15 protein-coding genes are annotated in these 18533 nt (G+C 69.7%); all 15 read right to left on the reverse strand.

Going from position 1 to position 18533, the window contains the following annotated elements; genetic code table 11:
* The 15 genes from hisD to murD all read right to left on the reverse strand — a co-directional run bounded on the left by hisD (position 1) and on the right by murD (position 18457).
* Positions 1 to 1386, reverse strand: coding sequence for a histidinol dehydrogenase (gene hisD, locus HBK84_RS07780; RefSeq protein ID WP_167318589.1), 1386 nt, complete (start codon positions 1384 to 1386; stop codon positions 1 to 3).
* Between the two features lie 217 nt (positions 1387 to 1603).
* The gene (gene dnaE / locus HBK84_RS07785; protein WP_202931690.1) at positions 1604 to 5098 is read right to left on the reverse strand and encodes a DNA polymerase III subunit alpha; all 3495 of its coding nucleotides are present in this window, start codon (positions 5096 to 5098) and stop codon (positions 1604 to 1606) included.
* 116 nt (positions 5099 to 5214) lie between these two features.
* Complete coding sequence (locus HBK84_RS07790) at positions 5215 to 6192, reverse strand: RluA family pseudouridine synthase (protein WP_085105923.1); 978 nt, start codon at positions 6190 to 6192, stop codon at positions 5215 to 5217.
* Positions 6182 to 6715 carry a signal peptidase II gene (gene lspA, locus HBK84_RS07795; protein WP_167318590.1) on the reverse strand — a complete coding sequence of 178 codons (534 nt, stop codon included), beginning with the start codon at positions 6713 to 6715 and terminating at the stop codon, positions 6182 to 6184. Before lspA ends, HBK84_RS07790 begins: the two co-directional genes overlap by 11 nt.
* Before the next feature lie 6 nt (positions 6716 to 6721).
* Positions 6722 to 7483: a DivIVA domain-containing protein gene (locus HBK84_RS07800; RefSeq protein WP_144996854.1), complete on the reverse strand. Its 762-nt coding sequence runs from the start codon at positions 7481 to 7483 to the stop codon at positions 6722 to 6724.
* 131 nt (positions 7484 to 7614) lie between these two features.
* Positions 7615 to 7911, reverse strand: a complete 297-nt coding sequence (locus tag HBK84_RS07805; protein WP_167318591.1) for a YggT family protein — start codon at positions 7909 to 7911, stop codon at positions 7615 to 7617.
* Between the two features lie 2 nt (positions 7912 to 7913).
* Positions 7914 to 8438: a cell division protein SepF gene (locus HBK84_RS07810; RefSeq protein ID WP_085105919.1), complete on the reverse strand. Its 525-nt coding sequence runs from the start codon at positions 8436 to 8438 to the stop codon at positions 7914 to 7916.
* Between the two features lie 62 nt (positions 8439 to 8500).
* Positions 8501 to 9316 (reverse strand): YggS family pyridoxal phosphate-dependent enzyme, encoded by an 816-nt coding sequence (locus tag HBK84_RS07815; RefSeq protein ID WP_167318592.1) that lies wholly within the window; start codon positions 9314 to 9316, stop codon positions 8501 to 8503.
* On the reverse strand, positions 9313 to 10047 hold the full coding sequence (locus HBK84_RS07820) for a polyphenol oxidase family protein (protein ID WP_167318593.1): 735 nt from the start codon (positions 10045 to 10047) through the stop codon (positions 9313 to 9315). The genes HBK84_RS07815 and HBK84_RS07820 overlap by 4 nt, the downstream gene beginning before the upstream one ends.
* Before the next feature lie 227 nt (positions 10048 to 10274).
* Positions 10275 to 11519 (reverse strand): cell division protein FtsZ, encoded by a 1245-nt coding sequence (gene ftsZ / locus HBK84_RS07825; RefSeq protein ID WP_085105916.1) that lies wholly within the window; start codon positions 11517 to 11519, stop codon positions 10275 to 10277.
* Between the two features lie 244 nt (positions 11520 to 11763).
* On the reverse strand, positions 11764 to 12978 hold the full coding sequence (locus HBK84_RS07830; RefSeq protein ID WP_240918879.1) for a cell division protein FtsQ/DivIB: 1215 nt from the start codon (positions 12976 to 12978) through the stop codon (positions 11764 to 11766).
* Positions 12978 to 14384, reverse strand: a complete 1407-nt coding sequence (gene murC, locus HBK84_RS07835; protein ID WP_035961239.1) for a UDP-N-acetylmuramate--L-alanine ligase — start codon at positions 14382 to 14384, stop codon at positions 12978 to 12980. The genes HBK84_RS07830 and murC overlap by 1 nt, the downstream gene beginning before the upstream one ends.
* Positions 14385 to 14418: 34 nt before the next feature.
* Positions 14419 to 15552: an undecaprenyldiphospho-muramoylpentapeptide beta-N-acetylglucosaminyltransferase gene (gene murG / locus HBK84_RS07840; RefSeq protein ID WP_052160655.1), complete on the reverse strand. Its 1134-nt coding sequence runs from the start codon at positions 15550 to 15552 to the stop codon at positions 14419 to 14421.
* On the reverse strand, positions 15549 to 16907 hold the full coding sequence (gene ftsW, locus HBK84_RS07845; protein ID WP_167318594.1) for a putative lipid II flippase FtsW: 1359 nt from the start codon (positions 16905 to 16907) through the stop codon (positions 15549 to 15551). The genes murG and ftsW overlap by 4 nt, the downstream gene beginning before the upstream one ends.
* Entirely contained in the window at positions 16907 to 18457 is a 1551-nt protein-coding gene (murD, locus tag HBK84_RS07850; RefSeq protein ID WP_167318595.1) for a UDP-N-acetylmuramoyl-L-alanine--D-glutamate ligase, read from the reverse strand. The genes ftsW and murD overlap by 1 nt, the downstream gene beginning before the upstream one ends.
* Between the last annotated feature and the right edge of the window lie 76 nt (positions 18458 to 18533).

An 18533-nucleotide genomic window follows, 5' to 3' on the forward strand; every position in this document is an offset into this window, starting at 1 on the left:
TCAGCCTTCCCGGCCCGGTGCGGCGGCCTCGGAGCGGATCGTGACGGCGCGACCGTGCGCGGGCAGATCCTCGGTGTCCGCGAGCGCCACGATGTCGTCCTCGAGCTGCGCGAGCGCCTTCTCGCTGTACTCGATGACCTGCACGGCCTTCATGAACGACGCCGCCTGCAGTCCCGAGTTGAACACCGCGGTCCCGCCCGTGGGCAGCACGTGGTTGGAACCGGCGGCGTAGTCCCCGAGGGGCACGGGACTGTACGGGCCCACGAAGATCGCGCCGGCGTTGCGCACCCGCGCGGCCACCGCGGCGGCGTCCCGCGTGTGGATTTCGAGGTGCTCGGCGGCGTACGCGTCCGCAACCGCCACGGACTGGTCGAGGTTGTTCGTGAGCACGACCCCGGACTGGGGTCCACCCAGTGCCGTGGCGATCCGCTCACGGTGTTTGGCGGCGGGCACCTGGACCGCGAGCTGCTCCTCGACCGCCCGGGCCAGGTCCTCGGAATCGGTGATCAGCACGGACCCCGCAGCGGGATCGTGTTCGGCCTGCGAGATGAGGTCCGCGGCCACGAACCTCGGATCCGCAGAGTCGTCGGCGAGCACCGCGATCTCGGTGGTGCCGGCCTCGGCGTCCACGCCCACCACGGAGCGCAACTGCCGCTTGGCCATGGCCACGAAGATGTTGCCCGGGCCGGTCACGGTGTTGACGGGTTCCAGGACGTCCTCACCATCGGTGATTCCGTAGGCCAAGGCGGCGAGCGACTGCGCGCCGCCTACGGCCCACACCTCGTCCACACCGAGCAGACCGGCCGCGGCCAGGATCACGGGGTGGGGCAGTCCGTCGAAGTCCTTCTGGGGCGGCGAACACAGCACCACGGATTCCACGCCCGCGGCCTGGGCCGGCACGACGTTCATGACGACCGAGGACGGGTACACGGCCAACCCACCGGGGATATAGAGCCCTGCGCGACGCACCGGGGTCCACCGGTGGCGCAGGACCGCACCGGGGGCGACCTCCACGCTCACGTCCTGCGGCCGCTGCGCCCGGGCGAAGGCGCGCGTGCGCTCGATCGCGGACTCCAGTCCGTGGCGCACCGCGGGGTCGAGTTCGGCCACCGCGCGCTCGATCTGCTCGGGCGCCACCCTGATCCGCTGCTGGTCCACGCCGTCGAACGTGAAGGCGAGATCCCGCAGCGCCTGCGCGCCACGGGAGCGGACGTCCTCAATGATCGAGCGGACGCTGTCCTCCGCCTCAGCGACCGACGACGCCGCTTGGCGCGGCACCGCCGCACGCAGCTCGTTCCAGTCCAGGTGCCGTCCCCGCAGGTCGATGACCCGCAGGTGGGAACCGATGGTCGCCGGGGATGCGGATTCAAGGCTGTACTCACTCACCCGCCCAGTCTACAATCGCGCCCCGCGCGGACCGCTCGGGCAACACCCGCACACGGCTAGAACCCACGCACCGTGCATTCCGAGGTCACGCAGCGTCAAGTCCGACGCCGCGCGGCGGCCCGGGCAGCGTCGCGCAACTACCCGTGCGGCGTCGAACCGCGGCCCGTTCGACGCCGCCCGTTCACGAGCGCCCGGTGACGCGCCCGGCGCCGCGTCGTCACGCCTCGAGGCAGGCCGGGCCCAGGAGGACCTTGAGGTCACCGAACAGGGCCGGCGACGGGTTGACCCGGTACTCGGGGCCCAGGCGCATGACCTGGACGCTGCGATGCGTGTCCAAGTGGATCCGCACTTCCGAGTCCCCCTTGTGATTGCGCAGCACCTCCCCGATCCGGCGGATCACGGCCTCCGTGGCCCGGTGCTCGGGCAGGGCCACGCACACGGGTCCCGAGGAACCATCCACGCTCAACTCGGGCACCGTGAGTTCCTGGGCGGAGATGGAGATGGAACCGTCGTCGCGGCGCTGCATACGGCCCTTGATCACGCAGATCAGGTCCTCGGCAAGGACCCCGGCGATGGGCGCATATGCCTTGCCGAAGAACATGATCTCGATGGATCCCGAGCGGTCCTCGAGCTCCACGCGCGCGTACGCGTTGCCGGACGACTTCGCGATCCTGCGGGACAGGGACGTGATCATCCCACCCACGGTAATCACCGCACCGTCGGGACGGGTGTTCTCCTCGGTGAGCAGCGAGGCGATCGCGGTGTCCGTGTACTGGCCCAGGGCGTCGTCGAGCCCGCGCAGGGGATGGTCGGAGACGTAGAGACCGAGCATCTCGCGCTCGAACGCCAGCAGGTCCTTGCGCTCCCACTCGGGGACCTCCGGGACCTCCACGGAGAACGTCTCCTGCTCGGCGTCGTCGGCGCCGCCCATCGCGAAGATGTCGAACGTGAACTCGCCGTTGTCCTCCTTCTTCTTCTGCGCGACGACGTCCTCCACGGCTTGCTCGTGGCACATCACCAGGCTGCGGCGCGTGTGACCCAGCTGGTCGAACGCACCGGCCTTGATCATGGACTCGATGGTGCGCTTGTTGCACACCACGGCCGGGACCTTGGCCAAGAAATCGGTGAAGGACGTGAACTTGCCCTGCTCGGTGCGCGCGTCCACCATGGCCTGCACCACGTTGGACCCCACGTTGCGCACCGCGCCCATGCCGAAGCGGATGTCGGTGCCCACCGGGGTGAAGTTCAGTTCGGACTCGTTGACGTCCGGGGGCAGCACCGTGATCCCCATGTGGCGGCACTCGGTCAGGTACATGGCGAGCTTGTCTTTGTCGTCACCGACCGAGGTGAGCAGCGCGGCCATGTACTCGGCCGGGTAGTGCGCCTTGAGGTACGCCGTCCAGTAGGACACGAGCCCGTAGGCCGCGGAGTGCGCCTTGTTGAACGCGTAGTCCGAGAACGGCAGCAGGATGTCCCACAGCGCCTTGATCGCGTCTTCGGAGTACCCGCGGTCGATCATCCCCTGGTGGAAGCCCTGGTACTGCTTGTCCAGCTCCGCCTTCTTCTTCTTGCCCATGGCGCGGCGTAGGATGTCCGCCTGACCCAGGGAGTAGCCGGCCACCTTCTGGGCGATCGCCATGACTTGCTCCTGGTACACGATCAACCCGTACGTGGTGCCCAGGATCTCCGACAGCGGTTCCGCGAGCTCCGGGTGGATCGGCGTGATCTCCTGCGCGCCGTTCTTGCGCAGCGCGTAGTTGGTGTGCGAGTTCGCACCCATGGGCCCGGGGCGGTACAGCGCGATGGTCGCGGAGATGTCTTCGAAGTTGTCAGGGCGCATCAGTTTGAGCAGCTGACGCATGGGCCCGCCGTCCAACTGGAACACCCCGAGGGTGTCACCGCGCGCGAGCAAGTCGTAGGAACCGGCGTCGTCGATCGGCAGGTGCTCGAGGTCCAGGACGAACCCGTCCCGGTTGAGCGTGATGTTCTCGAGGGCATCCGAGATGATCGTGAGGTTGCGCAACCCCAGGAAGTCCATCTTGATCAGCCCCAGCCCCTCGCACGTGGGGTAGTCGAACTGGGTGATGACCTGCCCGTCCTGCTCGCGGCGCATCAACGGGATGATGTCGATCAGCGGGTCCGAGGACATGATCACACCGGCCGCGTGCACACCCCACTGGCGCTTGAGCCCCTCGAGGCCCTGGGCGGTCTCGAAGACCTTCATGGACTCGGGGTCGTCCGCTAGGATCTCGCGCAGCTCCCCCGCCTCGTCGTAGCGCTTGGCGTCCTGGTCGTAGACGTCCTGCAGGGAAATGCCCTTGCCCATGACGTCCGGCGGCATGGCCTTGGTCAACCGCTCCCCCATGGAGAACGGGTAGCCCAGCACGCGGGAGGAGTCCTTGAGCGCCTGCTTGGCCTTGATGGTGCCGTACGTGACGATCATGGCCACGCGCTCGTCGCCGTACTTCTCGGTCACGTAGTGGATGACCTCGGAGCGGCGGCGATCATCGAAGTCGACGTCGAAGTCGGGCATGGACACGCGGTCCGGGTTGAGGAAGCGCTCGAAGATCAGCCCGTGCTGCAACGGGTTGAGCTCGGTGATGCGCATGGCGTACGCGACCATGGACCCCGCACCGGAACCACGGCCCGGACCCACGCGGATCCCGTTGTCCTTGGACCAGTTGATGAAGTCCGCGACCACCAGGAAGTAACCGGGAAAGCCCATCTGGATGATGATCTTCTTCTCGTACTCGGCCTGCTCGCGGACGTCGTCCGGGATGCCCCCGGGGAAGCGGTAATGCAGCCCTTTCTCGACCTCCTTGATGAACCACGAGGTCTCGTCCTCGCCCTCCGGGGTGGGGAAACGCGGCATGTAGTTCGCGGAGGTGTCGAAGTCCACCTCGCAGCGCTCGGCGATCTCCAGGGTGTTGTCGCACGCCTCCGGGAAGTCCCGGAAGAGCTCGCGCATCTGTTCCGGGGACTTGAGGTAGAACTCGTCAGCGTCGAACTTGAACCGCTTGGGGTCCTGCAACGTGGAACCGGACTGCACGCACAGCAACGCGGCATGGGATTTGGCGTCCTCCGCGTGCGTGTAGTGCAGGTCGTTGGTGGCCACGAGCGGCAGGTTGAGCTCTTTGGCGAGCTTGAGCAGGTCCTGCGTGACCCGCTTCTCGATCCCGAGCCCGTGGTCCATGAGTTCGCAGTAGAAGTTCTCTGCGCCGAAGATGTCCCGGAACTCGGCGGCCGCCTGCACGGCCTGGTCGTACTGACCCAACCGCAAGCGGGTCTGCACCTCACCGGACGGGCAGCCCGTGGTGGCGATCAGACCCTTGCCGTACTGGTTGAGCAGTTCACGGTCCATACGCGGCTTGTACAGCTGACCCTCGAGCGACGCCTTGGTGGACGCGCGGAACAGGTTCTGCATGCCCTCGCTCGTCTGCGCGAGCAGGGTCATGTGGGTGTAGGCACCGGCGCCCGAGACGTCGTCGCGCCCGCCGTCCGCGAACTTCACGCGGGAACGGTCCTGCCGCGCGGTGCCCGGGGTCAGATAGGCCTCCACACCGATGATCGGCTTAATCCCCGCGGCGCGCGCCTTGTTCCAGAAGTCGAACGCCCCGAAGACGAAGCCGTGGTCCGTGGTGGCCAGGGAGTCCATGCCCAACCGGTGGCATTCCTCGAAGAGGTCGGTCAGGCGCGCGGCACCGTCCAACATGGAGTACTCGGTGTGCACGTGGAGATGGGTGAAGCCTTTTTTGCCGGTCGCCGAAGTCACCGCCCCAGTCTAGGACCCCGCACCGACCCGCTGAGGGTGGACGCGGTGGAGATCCGTCACAGCTGCGGGCCGCCCTCCCGCAGCGTCTCCACGGCATAGGCGAGATCCGCGGGATAGGGGCTCGTGTACTCCACGTCCTCCCCCGTGTCGGGGCTCGTGAACCCGAGCCGCGTGGCGTGCAACCACTGCCGCGTGAGCCCCAGCCCCGCGGACAGCGCGGGATCCGCCCCGTACGTGAGATCCCCGCAGCACGGGTGCTGCAGGGCGTTGAAGTGCACGCGGATCTGGTGGGTGCGCCCGGTCTCCAGGTGCACCTCCACGAGGGACGCCCGCCCGAAGGCCTCGAGCACCTCGTAATGGGTCACGGAACGGCGACCGTCCTGCAGCACCGCGAAGCGCCACTCGTGTCCCGGGTGCCGCCCGATCGGGGCGTCGATGGTTCCCTTGAGCGGATCCGGGATGCCCTGGACCACCGTGTGGTAGACCTTGGTGACCGTGCGCTCCTTGAAGGCGCGCTTGAGCACCGTGTAGGCGTTCTCGTCGCGGGCGACGACCATGAGCCCGGAGGTCCCCACGTCCAGGCGGTGCACGATCCCCTGCCGCTCGGGAGCCCCCGAGGTCGCAATCGTGATCCCGGCTCCGGCCAGCGCCCCGGCCACGGTGGGTCCCTTCCACCCGGGCGAGGGGTGCGCGGCAACCCCTGCGGGTTTGTCGATCACCACGTAGCCCGGGTTCACGTGCACGAGGCGCAGATCCGGTACGTGCTGCGCGGCGATGCGGTGGGGGTCCTCGGGCACCGGGACCTGGACCGTGTAGGTCTCGGCCGCACCCACCCTGTGGGACTTGGGCGCGGGCCGCCCCCGGAAGCTCACCCGCTCCTCGGCGCACAACTGTGCCGCCGCCGAACGGGACAAACCCGTCCAGGCGGCCACGGCGGCGTCGAGCCGGGAACCTTCCTGCTCGGCCGTGGCCGTGAACCGCTCGCTTACGTACTCGGGTTCGGAACCGGTGGGGCGGGTGTGCTCAACGGCCACGGGGCACCTCCATCTGGCGATTGGTCATGATCAGCACGAGGATCAGCACCACGCCCACGACCACCCCGCAATCGGCCACGTTGAAGATCGCGAAGCGGGGCACCGCGATGAAGTCCACCACGTGTCCGTGCGCGAAGAAGGGCTCCCGGAACAACCGGTCGGTGAGATTGCCCGCGGCACCGCCCAGGACCAGTCCCAGGGCGAGCGCCCACAGCGGGTCCCGCACCCGGCGCAGGTTCCACAGGATCGCAACGATCACCACGGCCATCACGATCGTGAAGACCCACGTGACGTTGGAACCGAGGGAGAACGCCGCGCCGCTGTTGCGGATGTGTTCCCACCACAGCAGGCCGGGGATCACGGGGTACTGTCGGCCGATCGGGAGGTTCTCCACGACCCACAGCTTGCTGAGCTGGTCCGCCGCGTACCAGGCCGCGGCCACGAGCAGGGAGATGACGAGGCAGCGGCGGCCCACCCGGGAGGTCCCGGGGGCCGCCGCCGCGTCAGGGGTGTGTTCCGTCACCGGCGCTTACTTGGTGCCCGTGCGCTTGGTGGTCGCGGAGACGGGAGCGTCAGCAGGCTCGAGCGATCCGGTGTTGGCGAGATCGTTCAGCTGGGCGTTGAGGAAGCTCTTGAGGTTGCCGCGGTAGTCCTCCTCGAAGCTGCGCAGCTGCGCCACGGAGGCCTCGAGGTCCACCTTCTCGCGCTCGAGCGAGGACAGGGTCTCCTCCTTGGTGCGCTTGCCGTCCGCCACGAGCTGGTCCGCTTGGGTGCGGCCCTCGGTGATCAGGCGCTCACGCTCGGCCTGGCCCTGCGAGACGTAGTCGTCGTGCAGCTTCTGCGCCATGGCGAGCACCGCGGCCGCGGACTCGGCGGACTCGGTGGTCGGGACGTTCTGCGTCGCAGCAGGCTGGGCGGCGGCCGACGACGTCGTGCCCGCGCTCGGAGCGACCGTCGCGGCGGTGCTTGAGGACTGCTCGTCCGTCACGCGCACGGGCTCGGACACCGTGGTCGTCTCGGAGGTCTCGGTCACCGAGGCGGCCGGAGTCGCCGTGGTCTCCTGGACGTCCTCGGTGGACTGCGAGACCGCGGAGGTCTCCACGGCGGACTCCTCGGGGCGCCCACCCAGGGTCTCGACCTGCTTGCGCAGGGCGTCGTTCTCCTGGTTGAGGCGACGCAGCTCCACGACGATCTCGTCGAGGAAGTCGTCCACCTCGTCCTGGTCGTAGCCCTCACGGAACTTGGTGGGTTGGAAGCGCTTGTTGATGACGTCTTCGGGTGTCAAAGCCATGAGATGTCCTCACTCCTCTAGATGAATTGAACCGCTCGGATGGTGACCGTGCGCGGTGGTGACTGCCGCCGTTGCGCGGTGAATTCTGGCCCAGGATACAGCCGCGTGGCCGCGCCCGGGGCACGGACCGCTCAGCCGCGCAGCAGGAAACCGGCCAGGACGGTCCGCAGGATGCTGACGGCGAAGACCAGGATCAGGAACCCCAGGTCCAGCGCCACCCCGCCGAAGCGCAGCGGCGGCACGAGCCGGCGCAGCGCCTTCATGGGGGGATCGGTCAACGAGTAGATCGTGGACGCCGCCACGAGCGCCATGCCCTTGGGACGCCAGCCGCGCGCGAACATCTGTACCCAGTCCAGCACGAGACGGCCCAATAGGGCGATGTAGAGCACGTGGACCACGAGGTAGACGATCGACAGCACCAGGCCCATGCTCAGCCCTCGACCCGCTGGACCGAACCGGTATCCTCGTCGATCTCGTCCGAGTGGCCCTGGTCCAGGACCTCCACGAAGGACGGGGTCAGCAGGAACACCTTGGCGGTGACCCGTTCGATGGACCCGTGCAGGGCGAAGACCAGCCCCGCGGCGAAGTCCACGAGACGCTTGGCCTCGGCCTCACCCATGTCGGAGACGTTCATGATCACCGGTGTGCCGTCCCGGAACGCCTCACCGATGGATTTGGCGTCGTTGTACGACCGGGGGTGCACAGTGGTGATGGTGCGCAATTCGTTGTCGTCCTCTCGGGAACTGGGAGCCCGCTTGATGGGGGTCACGGGGGCTCGGTACTCGGGGGACCGGCGGGCCATGGAGGTGCTGCCGGTCTCGCTCACCGCAGTCGTGGAACCGCTCGAGGCGTGCTGGGGGGTGTCCCGAGGGCGGGGGGTTTCTTCGGAGTGGTACTCGTCGTCGCTCTCGGCCAGCCCGAGATAGACCATGGTGCGACGCAGCGCTCCGGCCATATTCTCTCCTCAATCACAGAACGGACCGACTCAGGTCGGCCCGCATGTCGTCCGTCCTTACGCTACCGCACGGCGGGCCGCGGCCCGAGAACATCCGAACCGATCCGCACGTGCGTGGCCCCCGCGGCCACGGCTGCTTCGAGGTCCGCGCTCATGCCCGCGGAGATCGCCCGCGCGTCCGGGAATTCCCGCTGCACATCCTGGGAAAGCTTCCATAGTGTCTCGAAGGCCTCACGGGGTTCGGCGCCCAACGGGGCCACCGCCATTACACCGCCCACGCGCAACCCCTCGGTCCCCTCGAGCGTCCGCGCGAGCTCCAGGACGGTGTCCGGGTGCGCTCCCCCGCGGTGGCCGTCCGGCTCGGCAACCGGGTCCAGGTTGACCTGCACGAGACACGGCAGATCGACGTCGTCGCACGGGGCGGGCCGCGCGTCCCCCGCGAGGGCCGCGTTGCGGTGCGAACGCACCGCCTTGCCGAGCGCGGTGACGAGCGAGGGTCGGTCCACGGAATGCACCCAGGACGCGTACTTGACCACGTGCTTGGCCTTGTTGGACTGCAACTGACCCACGAAGTGCCACGCGGGAGGACTCACGGGAGGCTCCTGCCGGGCGAGGGTCTCGGCGACCTCCGCGGCCTTGGGCCCGGCCTCCTGGTCCTTGTTCTCCCCCACCGCGCGCACGCCGAGTTCCCGCAGGCGCAGGACGTCCTGCGCGGGGAAGAACTTGGTCACGACCACGAGCGAGGGCAGCTCGCCCCCGTGGGCGCGCTCGGGTGCGCGGCCCTCGGCCGCGTGCAGGATCCGTTGGCGCACCGCGGACAACCGTTGTGCGAGTTCCGCGGTACGGCCCGCGTCCTGCGGATCCGTGGTGGTCGTCATTCGGTGTCCCTCCCGTTGCGGGCCCACACGAGCCCCGCCAATCGCTGCGGTGTGGTGTCCCGGCGGTACGAGTACAGCGCGCGGTGCTCGAGCGTGCACCAGGCCTTGCGATCCGTGCCTGCGGTCGCGACGCTCACGCCCCGCTCACGCAGCAGCGCGTCCGCGGCACTCGGCAGGTCCAGGCCGGGGGTGCCCCACGCCGTGGTGGTCGCGATTCCGGGCAGCGCGGCCTCGGCCGCCTCGGCCATCTCCGCGGGTACCTCGTAGCAGTCCCCGCACACCGCGGGGCCAATCCACGCGGTGATCCCGGTGGCACCGCGGTCCTCGAGCGCGCCGACGGTATGCTGCAGGACCCCGTCCAACAGACCCTTGCGGCCCGCGTGGGCCACCGCGAGGACCGGCGCCGCGGCGTCGCCGTCCGTGCGGCCCACGAAGACCACGGGAAGGCAGTCCGCCGTGAGGATCCCCAGGGGCGTGCCGTCCGTACTCACGGCCGCGTCCGCCTCGGGGGCCTGTTCGGGGGCGTCGGTGCCCGTGGCGTCGTGCACGGTGGTGCCGTGCACCTGGTGTACGAACCGCACGCCGCGCGCCCCGGTGCCCAGCTCGCACTCCACCGTACGACGCCGCTGCCGCACCACCGCGGGATCGTCGCCCGTGTGCGTGGCCAGGTTGCCCTCGGTCGCGTCCGTGAACGCGATGCCCACGCCGTGGTGTTCACTGCGGAACCACATGCCGTTCTCCTTCCACTGCCGTGCCCCGCGCGGGCGCGGGACGTCGACGGGGTGGTCACCTCAGTGGTGACCACCCCGTACTGCGCCCCGATCGGTGTTTGCGCTGCAGGGCGTTCACACTGCAGGGTGCTCGCGCGAACCCGTGCCGCCCGTGGGGGCACCGGCCCCGATATCAGTCCCCCGGAACGATGCACACCAGTGAACTCACCTGGTGCGCATCGCTGGACTCACTTCAGGAAGTCCGGGAAGTCCAGGGAGTCCTTGCGGCCCGAGGAGTTCGTGGAGGACGGCGCGTCCGACTCGGCGGGCAGGTCCACGTCGAAGCCCGCGTCATCGGGGATGTCGTCGTCCTGGTTCTGCCGGGACGCGAACCCCGCGGCGGGTGCGCCGTAGGAGGAACCGCCGCGCTGAGGAGAGCGGCCCAGACCCGAGGGCCGGGACGCGTCCCCGCCGAAGGTCGCGCGGGTGTTCTCCGCCTGGCGCTGCGCGGGCGAGGAGTTGTTGGCGTTGGTCTCCTGCGAGACCGAGTCGAACCCGGCGGCGATGACCGTCACGCGGGCCTGGTCCCCCAGGGCGTCGTCGATCACGGCACCGAAGATGATGTTGGCCTCCGGGTGGGCGACCTCCTGCACGAGGCGCGCGGCCTCGTTGATCTCGAACAGACCGAGGTCTGAACCACCCTGGATGGACAGCAGTACACCGTGGGCACCGTCAATCGAGGCCTCGAGCAGCGGGGACGCGATCGCGAGCTCCGCGGCCTTCACGGCACGGTCCTCGCCCTGGGCGGAGCCGATGCCCATGAGCGCCGAACCGGCACCCTGCATCACGGACTTGACGTCCGCGAAGTCCAGGTTGATCAGGCCCGGGGTGGTGATCAGGTCAGTGATGCCGGAGACACCGGACAGCAGTACCTGGTCCGCGGACTTGAAGGCGTCCAGCATGGACACGTTGCGGTCCGAGATGGACAGCAGGCGGTCGTTGGGGATCACGATGAGCGTGTCCACCTCGTCCCGCAGGGTCTCGATGCCGTTCTCGGCCTGGTTGGACCGGCGCCGACCCTCGAAGGTGAACGGGCGGGTGACCACACCGATGGTCAGCGCGCCGAGCGAACGGGCGATGCGGGCCACGACGGGCGCGCCACCGGTACCGGTTCCGCCACCCTCGCCGGCGGTCACGAAGACCATGTCCGCGCCCTTGAGGACCTCCTGGATCTCTTCCTCGTGGTCCTCGGCGGCCTGGCGTCCCACGTCCGGGTTGGCGCCGGCGCCGAGACCGCGGGTCAGTTCGCGGCCGACGTCCAGCTTGACGTCCGCGTCCGACATCAACAGCGCCTGGGCGTCCGTGTTGATGGCAATGAACTCGACGCCGCGCAGACCTTCTTCGATCATGCGGTTGACGGCGTTGACACCGCCGCCGCCGATGCCGACCACCTTGATGACGGCCAAGTAGTTCTGGGGGGTTGAGGAGTCCATATGCACCTAACTCGCGTGGGCTTGCGGAACAAGGGATGTTCGATTGGGGGTAAAGCTTCAACCTTGAGGTGAAACTCGTGAGGTATTGACACCCGCGGGTGCAATATTCCGATCAGGGCAAGGATAACAACCCCGCCCGGTTCTCCGTATCATGCTCCCACGTGTTACCGGAGTTTGCCATAAATCCCCTGGTCACGCCCAACTTTGAAGTTTCAGGAACTGGTTGAACGATTCCGACCCCTTCTCACCGGACCACGGGGTGCAGTGGTGCGGACACGTCGATGAGCGTGGCGTCCTTGGTGGCGTCCGAGTTCACGAGGGCGGCCACGACCTGGGATTTCAGTTCGCTCTCCCCCGCGTCCCCCCACAGGACCTTCTTGCCGCCCTTGAGGGTCAGCTCCACAGTTGAGCCGGACGGGGCGTCGGCCGCGTCCAAACGGGACAGCACATCCGCCGGCAGAGCGGCCAGGACCTCGGACACGTCGGTGAACTTCTGGGTGCTCAAGACACCCCGGCCACCCGCCACGAGGGGCACGTCCGGGCGCTGGGCGCGGGGCACCGTGCTGAGGGGTTTGCCCTCCGAATCAACGAGCACCAGGTTGGCTGCGTCCTCGACCACGGCCACCCCCACGCGTTCGTGCAGGTGCACCGTGATGGTGTGCGGGGGTCGCAACACCACGTCCACCGATTTCACTTGGGGGACGTCGCCGACCGAGTCCATGATCTCCTGCTTGGAGATCCGGGTCATGGGGACTCCCTCGTACCCGGCCAGGGCCTGCTCCACCGTGCGGGGGTCCGTGAGGGTCGCACCCTGCACGTCGATCGTGCGGGTCGCGAACAACGGCGAGAAGAAGACCACGAGCGCCAGCGCCGCGAGCACCACGAGGCTCAGCAGCAGTGCGAGCAGGCGGCGGCGCCGGGCGCGCCGATGCGGGCTCGGCGGGAACGGGACCACGGTCGTGGAGTCCTCGTCGGGCTCGACCGCGGTCTCCTCGGGTGCCTCCTCGGTGGCGCGAGCGGCCCGGCGCTGGGCCCGCCACGTCGAGAACCGTCCACCGGCACTCGGCACGGCCTCGAGTTCGTCCGTGGCCACACGCGTGACCTTGGCACCGCCGTGCACGCGGACGAGGGTCTGTTCGTCCGGGGCAACGCCCATCGCGTCCTCGGGCGCGCTGCCGCGGCCGCGCGCGGACCTCGACCCACCCGAGGACGCACCGGGCGTGCGTCCCCGCGATCCCCGGCCCACGGCCGACGACCCCATTCCGGTGGGGCTCGACGTCGGGAACGGGAGGTCCGCGTCCCACGGGGTCGAGGCGTCCGTCCCGGTCCCGGAGATGTCAGAGATGCCGGACGGGTCGGCGGTTCCGGACGGGTCGGCGGCGTCGCGCGCGGCGGCGTCGTCCGCGTCGAACGGAGCGCCGCCCACACGGGGCTGGTGCGGAGGGACGGAGCGTGCCATCAGCGCTGCGCCAACGCGGAGAGGATCCGCGGCCCGAGAGCGGTCACGTCACCGGCGCCGATCGTCATGATCACGTCCCCGGGACGCGCACGGGCCACCACGGTCTCGATCGCCTCCTCGGCGCTCGGGGTGGAGACCACCCGGTCGTCGGAGGCGTGTCCGGTGATCGCGGCGCCGGTGATCCCCGGCTGGGGTTCCTCGCGCGCGCCGAAGACGTCCGTGACGCACGCGAGGTCTGCGATCTCGAGGGCGCGGCAGAACGCCTCCGCGAACTCCCGGGTGCGCGAGTACAGGTGGGGTTGGAACACAGCGAGCACGCGGTGACCCTGGGCGACGTCGCGCGCGGCCGTGAGCGCGGCGGCGACCTCCGTGGGGTGGTGAGCGTAGTCGTCGAAGACCCGCACCCCGCCGTCCTCGCCCTTGGGGTCGAAGCGCCGTGACGAACCGTGGAACGAGCCCAGGCCCTCGGCGAGCAGGTCCGGGTCCGCGCCCGCGGCGAGGCCCGCGGTGAACGCCGCCGCGGCGTCGGCCACGTTGTGCGCTCCAGGAACGGCGAGCGTGAGCGCCACGGTGCGCCGGGCGCCGTCGCGGTCGAACGTGAGCGTGCAGGACGAGCCCGTGCCGTGCGGCGTGGCGTCCGAGACGACGACGTCCGCGGCCGGGTCCTGCCCGTACGTGAGCACGGCCTCCCCGCGGTCCCGACGACGCCGCGCGAGCCGGTCCGCGCCCGGATCGTCCGCGCACGCCACGAGGGCCCCACCGGGGCGGATGGTGTCGCAGAACGCCTCGAACGCGGCGTAGAACGCTTCCGCGCTGCCGTAGTGGTCCAGGTGGTCCGGTTCCACGTTGGTGATGATTGCGATCCGCGGGTGGTAGGTCAGGAAGGAGCCGTCCGACTCGTCGGCCTCAGCCACGAACCAGTCGCCGGAACCGAAGCCCGCATTGGCGCCGAGATCCGGGACGTGGGCGCCCACGGCCCAGGACGGGTCCATGCCCGCCGCCTGCAGGGCCACGGCGGCCATCGAACTCGTGGTCGTCTTCCCGTGCGTCCCCGCGACCGCGATCACGTTCCTGCCGTGCATCGCCGCAGCGAGTGCCTGCGAGCGGTGCAGGATCCGCGCACCCGCGGCACGTGCTGCGGCCAGTTCCAGGTTCGTCTCCTTGATTGCCGTGGAGACGACCACCGTCGCGGCGTCGGCCACGTGGGCCGCGGACTGCCCCACGAACACCGTGGCTCCCAGCGCCTCGAGCTGCCGCAACCCGGCCGAGTCCTTCGCGTCCGAACCGCTCACCGCCACACCGCGCGCGAGCAGCAACCGCGCGACCGCGGACATGCCCGCCCCGCCCATGCCGATGAAGTGCACGCGGCCCAGGCCGTGGGGATCGAGGGGTTGCTGGGTGTTCACTGGTTCTCCTGGGGACGTGGGGGGGGGAAGGTTTTCAGCGGCGGGCGTGGTCGAGGGTGAGCCGGGCCATCACCTGCGCGGCGTCGCGGACACCGTGGGCGGCAGAGGCCTGGGCCATGCGATCGAGCCGGGGAGCGTCGGTCACGAGCGGGACCACGGTCTCGCGGTAGAACGCGGCGGTGAACTCGGCGTCCCGCACGATCTCGGCACCACCCGCGGCTACGATGGAGCGGGCATTGAGTGCCTGCTCACCGTTACCGATGGGCAGGGGCACGAAAACGGCGGGCAGACCCACGGCGGCGACCTCGCACACCGTGGCCGCGCCTGCGCGGGCCACGAGCAGGTCCGCGGCCGCGTAGACCTTCTCCATCCCGTCCACGTACTCGGTCTGGACGTAGTTCGGCGCGCGCAGCAGCTCGCCGTCCGGGGTGCGCACTTCCTTGGCGCGCCCCGTCACGTGCAGCAGCTGGTACCCGTGCCGCGCGACCTCCCCCGCAATCGCGGCCACGGTCCGGTTCAGGGACTGGGCACCGGAGGAACCACCCGTGACCACCACGGTGGGCAGGTCCGGGTCCAGCCCAAGCGCCGCGCGGGCCTGCGCGCGTTCCGCGGTCCGGTCCAGCGTGGCGATCTCACGCCGCATGGGCATGCCCACGGTGCGCGCACCACGCAGCGGGGTGTCCGGGAAGGCGGTCGCCACGACGGACGCGAACCGGGCACCCACCCGGTTCGCCATCCCGGGCTTGGCGTTGGCCTCGTGGATCACCACGGGGATCCGACGCCTCGCGGCCGCGAGGTACACGGGCGTGCACACGTACCCGCCCACGCCCACGACCACCGTGGCCTGTTGCGCGTCCAAGATCCGGCCGGCCTGGCGCACCGCGGCGGACAGCCGACGCGGCAGGCGCGCGAGGTCCAGGGACGGCTTGCGGGGCAGGGGCACGCGGTCGATCAGTTCGAGGGGTACACCGGCCTGCGGGACGAGCCGCGTCTCCATGCCGGAGGCAGTGCCCACGGCGCACACCGTGGCGTCCGCGCGCAACTGCTGCACGGCGTCGGCGATGGCCAGCAGGGGGCTGATGTGCCCCGCGGTGCCGCCACCGGCGAGCACCACGCGGGCGGATCCGGCCCGCTTTTGCTGGTGGTCGATGTCGTGCGTGGTTGTCATTCTCGTCCCTTTCCGAACCGCTGGGTCACGCGCTGCGCCCACGGCGTCCGGGGGCGTTCCGGTTGCGTGGCCAGCCCGCGTTCGTAGGCCTCCTGGTCGTCCAGGATCTGGGTGCCCGATGCCGCCCCGGACCGTCCGGGACCCACACGCACCGAGCGCGGGACCCGGGCGAAGGACATGACCACGCCCACGGCCGCCATGGTCATCAGCAGCGCGGATCCACCGTAGCTGATGAAGGGCAGCGGGATACCGATCACCGGGAGCAGGCCAGTGACCATGCCCAGGTTCACGAAGGCCTGGCCCACGAGCCACGTGGCCACGCACGCGGTGGTGATCCGCACGAACGTGCTGCGGGTGCGCAACAGGATCCGGGCCATGGCCACGACCATCACGATGAACAGCGCCAGGATGATCACGGTACCCACGAGGCCGAGTTCCTCGCCGATGATCGAGAAGATGTAATCGTTGTGGGCCTCGGGCACGTAGTTGTATTTGAGCCGGGACTGGCCGAGCCCCACGCCCCACCAGCCGCCGGTGGCCAGGGCGTTGAGTCCTTGCTGTGCCTGCCAGCACGCGTCCGTGGCGCCGCACTCCCCGAACAGCCACCCGGTGATCCGGTCCAGACGGTGCGGCGCAGTGATCACGAGGAACAACCCGCCCAGGACGAGGCCGGCCGCGCCCACGAGGAAGATCTTCAGGGGTGCGCGCGCGAACCACAGTGCCGCGGCGTAGATGAGGCAGAACACGATGGCCGTACCGGCGTCCCCGCCGGCCAGCGTGAGGAGGGTGGGGACCAGGAATCCCACGACGGAGGGCCACAGGGCCGGCTTCCAGTGCTGCGCGACCGCATCTCCCTGGCGCGCGAACATCGCCGCGAGCCAGATACACAGCGCGAGCTTGGCGAACTCCGAGGGCTGGAACGACTGACCGCCCAGCACGAGCCAGTTGCGGTTGCCGTTGACCTCCCGACCCAGGGGTGTGAACACGAGCAGGGACACGAGCACGCTGAGACCCCACAGCACCCACGCGATCCGCGTGTAGAAGTGGGGTGGCACCATCGACAGCGCGAACATCGCGATCAACCCCACGACCCCGAACAGCGCCTGGCGCGCGAACAGGGCGTACGCCGAGCGACTGTCGGAGATCGATTCCACCGCGGACGCGGAGAGCACCATCATCACGCCGATGCCGGTGAGCAACACCACGCACCCGGCTAGGGCGTAGTAGGAGTGGAAGAGCGGGCCGTCGGTGAGCTGGTGCCACCAGCCGCGCATCCTGGTGCTCAGGGCGATCGATCGGGTGCCCAGCTGCGCGGGCTCGGCTGCCCGGGGACGTTCGGGGGTGCGGGTGGCCATCAGAACCCCAATTCTTCGTGCACGACGTGCATGAACGCGTTGCCGCGGTCCGCGTAGTCGGCGAACTGGTCCATGGACGCGGCCGCCGGTGCCATCAGCACGGTGTCCTTGGGCTCGGCGTGTTCACGGGCCAACCGCACGGCCCGGCGCATCACGGCGTGCCCGTCGGTCGGGTCGATGCCGGAGTCGTCCGGTGCGGTGCCGCCCTGGCCCGGGGTCGCCGCGAGGACGGGCACGTCCGGGGCCAGGCGGGAGAGCGCGTCCAACAGGGCGGCGTCGTCCGTGCCGATCACGACGACCGCGCGCAGCCGGCCCGCGTTGCGCTCCACGAGGGTGTCGTACGTGACGCCCTTGGAGAGCCCGCCGGCGATCCAGACCACGGAGTCGAACGCGGACAGGGACGCCTGCGCGGCGTGCGGGTTGGTGGCCTTGGAGTCATTAATCCAGCGCACCCCGTCCGATTCGGCCACGAGCTGGATCCTGTGTTCACCGGGGCGGTGGGCGCGCAGTCCGTCCCGCACGGCCTCGGGGCTCACCCCGGCGGCGCGCGCGAGCGCCGCGGCGGCGAGCGCGTTGGCCACGATGTGGCGCGTGGGGATGGAGCCGGTGTCCTCGATCGATCCGATCTCGGCGGCGGTCGTGGCGCGCTCTGCGACGAACGCGCGGTCCACGAGCAGGTCGTCCACCACGCCCACCATGGACAGCCCCGGGGTCTGCGTGGTGAAGCCCACCGCGCGGCAGCCCTCGAGCACGTCCGCTTCCTCCACGAGTTCCTCCGCGCCGTCCTGTTCGGCGTTGTACACGCACGCGACCCGCGTGTTCTCGTACACACGGGACTTGTCCGCGCGGTAGTTCTCGAAATTGCCGTGCCAGTCCACGTGGTCCTGGGCCACGTTGAGCACCACGGAGGCCAGGGGCGAGACGGAGTGCGTCCAGTGCAGTTGGAAGCTGGACAATTCCACAGCCAGGACGTCGTACTCCACGGGATCGCGCAGTGCGTCCAGGATGGGCGTGCCCACGTTGCCCACGGCCACGGCCTTGAGCCCGGCGGCCTGCAGGATGGAGGCGGTCATGCCCACGGTCGTCGTCTTGCCGTTCGTGCCCGTGATGCACACCCATTCGGGGGTCTTGCGCCCCGCGCGGCGGTTCACGCGCCACGCGAGCTCCACGTCACCCCAGATCTGGATGCCCTCCTCGCGCGCCGCGGCGAGCAGCGGGTGGGTGGGTGGGAAGCCCGGGGACGTGATCACGACGTCCGGGCGGGCCCCGGCCACGTCCGGGACGCTCGTCATGGCGTCCGGCCCCAGGACGACGTCGCTCGCGCCCACGATCTTCAGGGTGTCCGCGCTCTGCCGGTTGCGTTCGGTGTCCCGGGAGTCCAGGACGGTGACGAGCGCACCGAGTTCGATCAGGGTGTCCGCCGCGGCGAAACCCGAGACCCCGATCCCGGCGACCACGGCGCGCAGACCGGACCAGGGCGCGTCCCAGCTGGTCAGCTCCGCGAGGCGGGGGTTGTCCAGGACGGGGTTGTCGTTGCTCGCGTGCATCATGTCTGGTCTGTGCCTCATCCTCGTGTCGGTCGTGGGTGGTCTCGCGGGTGACCGGCGCGCTCCGCCGCCCGAGAGC

Source organism: Kocuria sp. KD4, assembly GCF_011769905.1.
Lineage (GTDB): Bacteria > Actinomycetota > Actinomycetes > Actinomycetales > Micrococcaceae > Kocuria > Kocuria marina.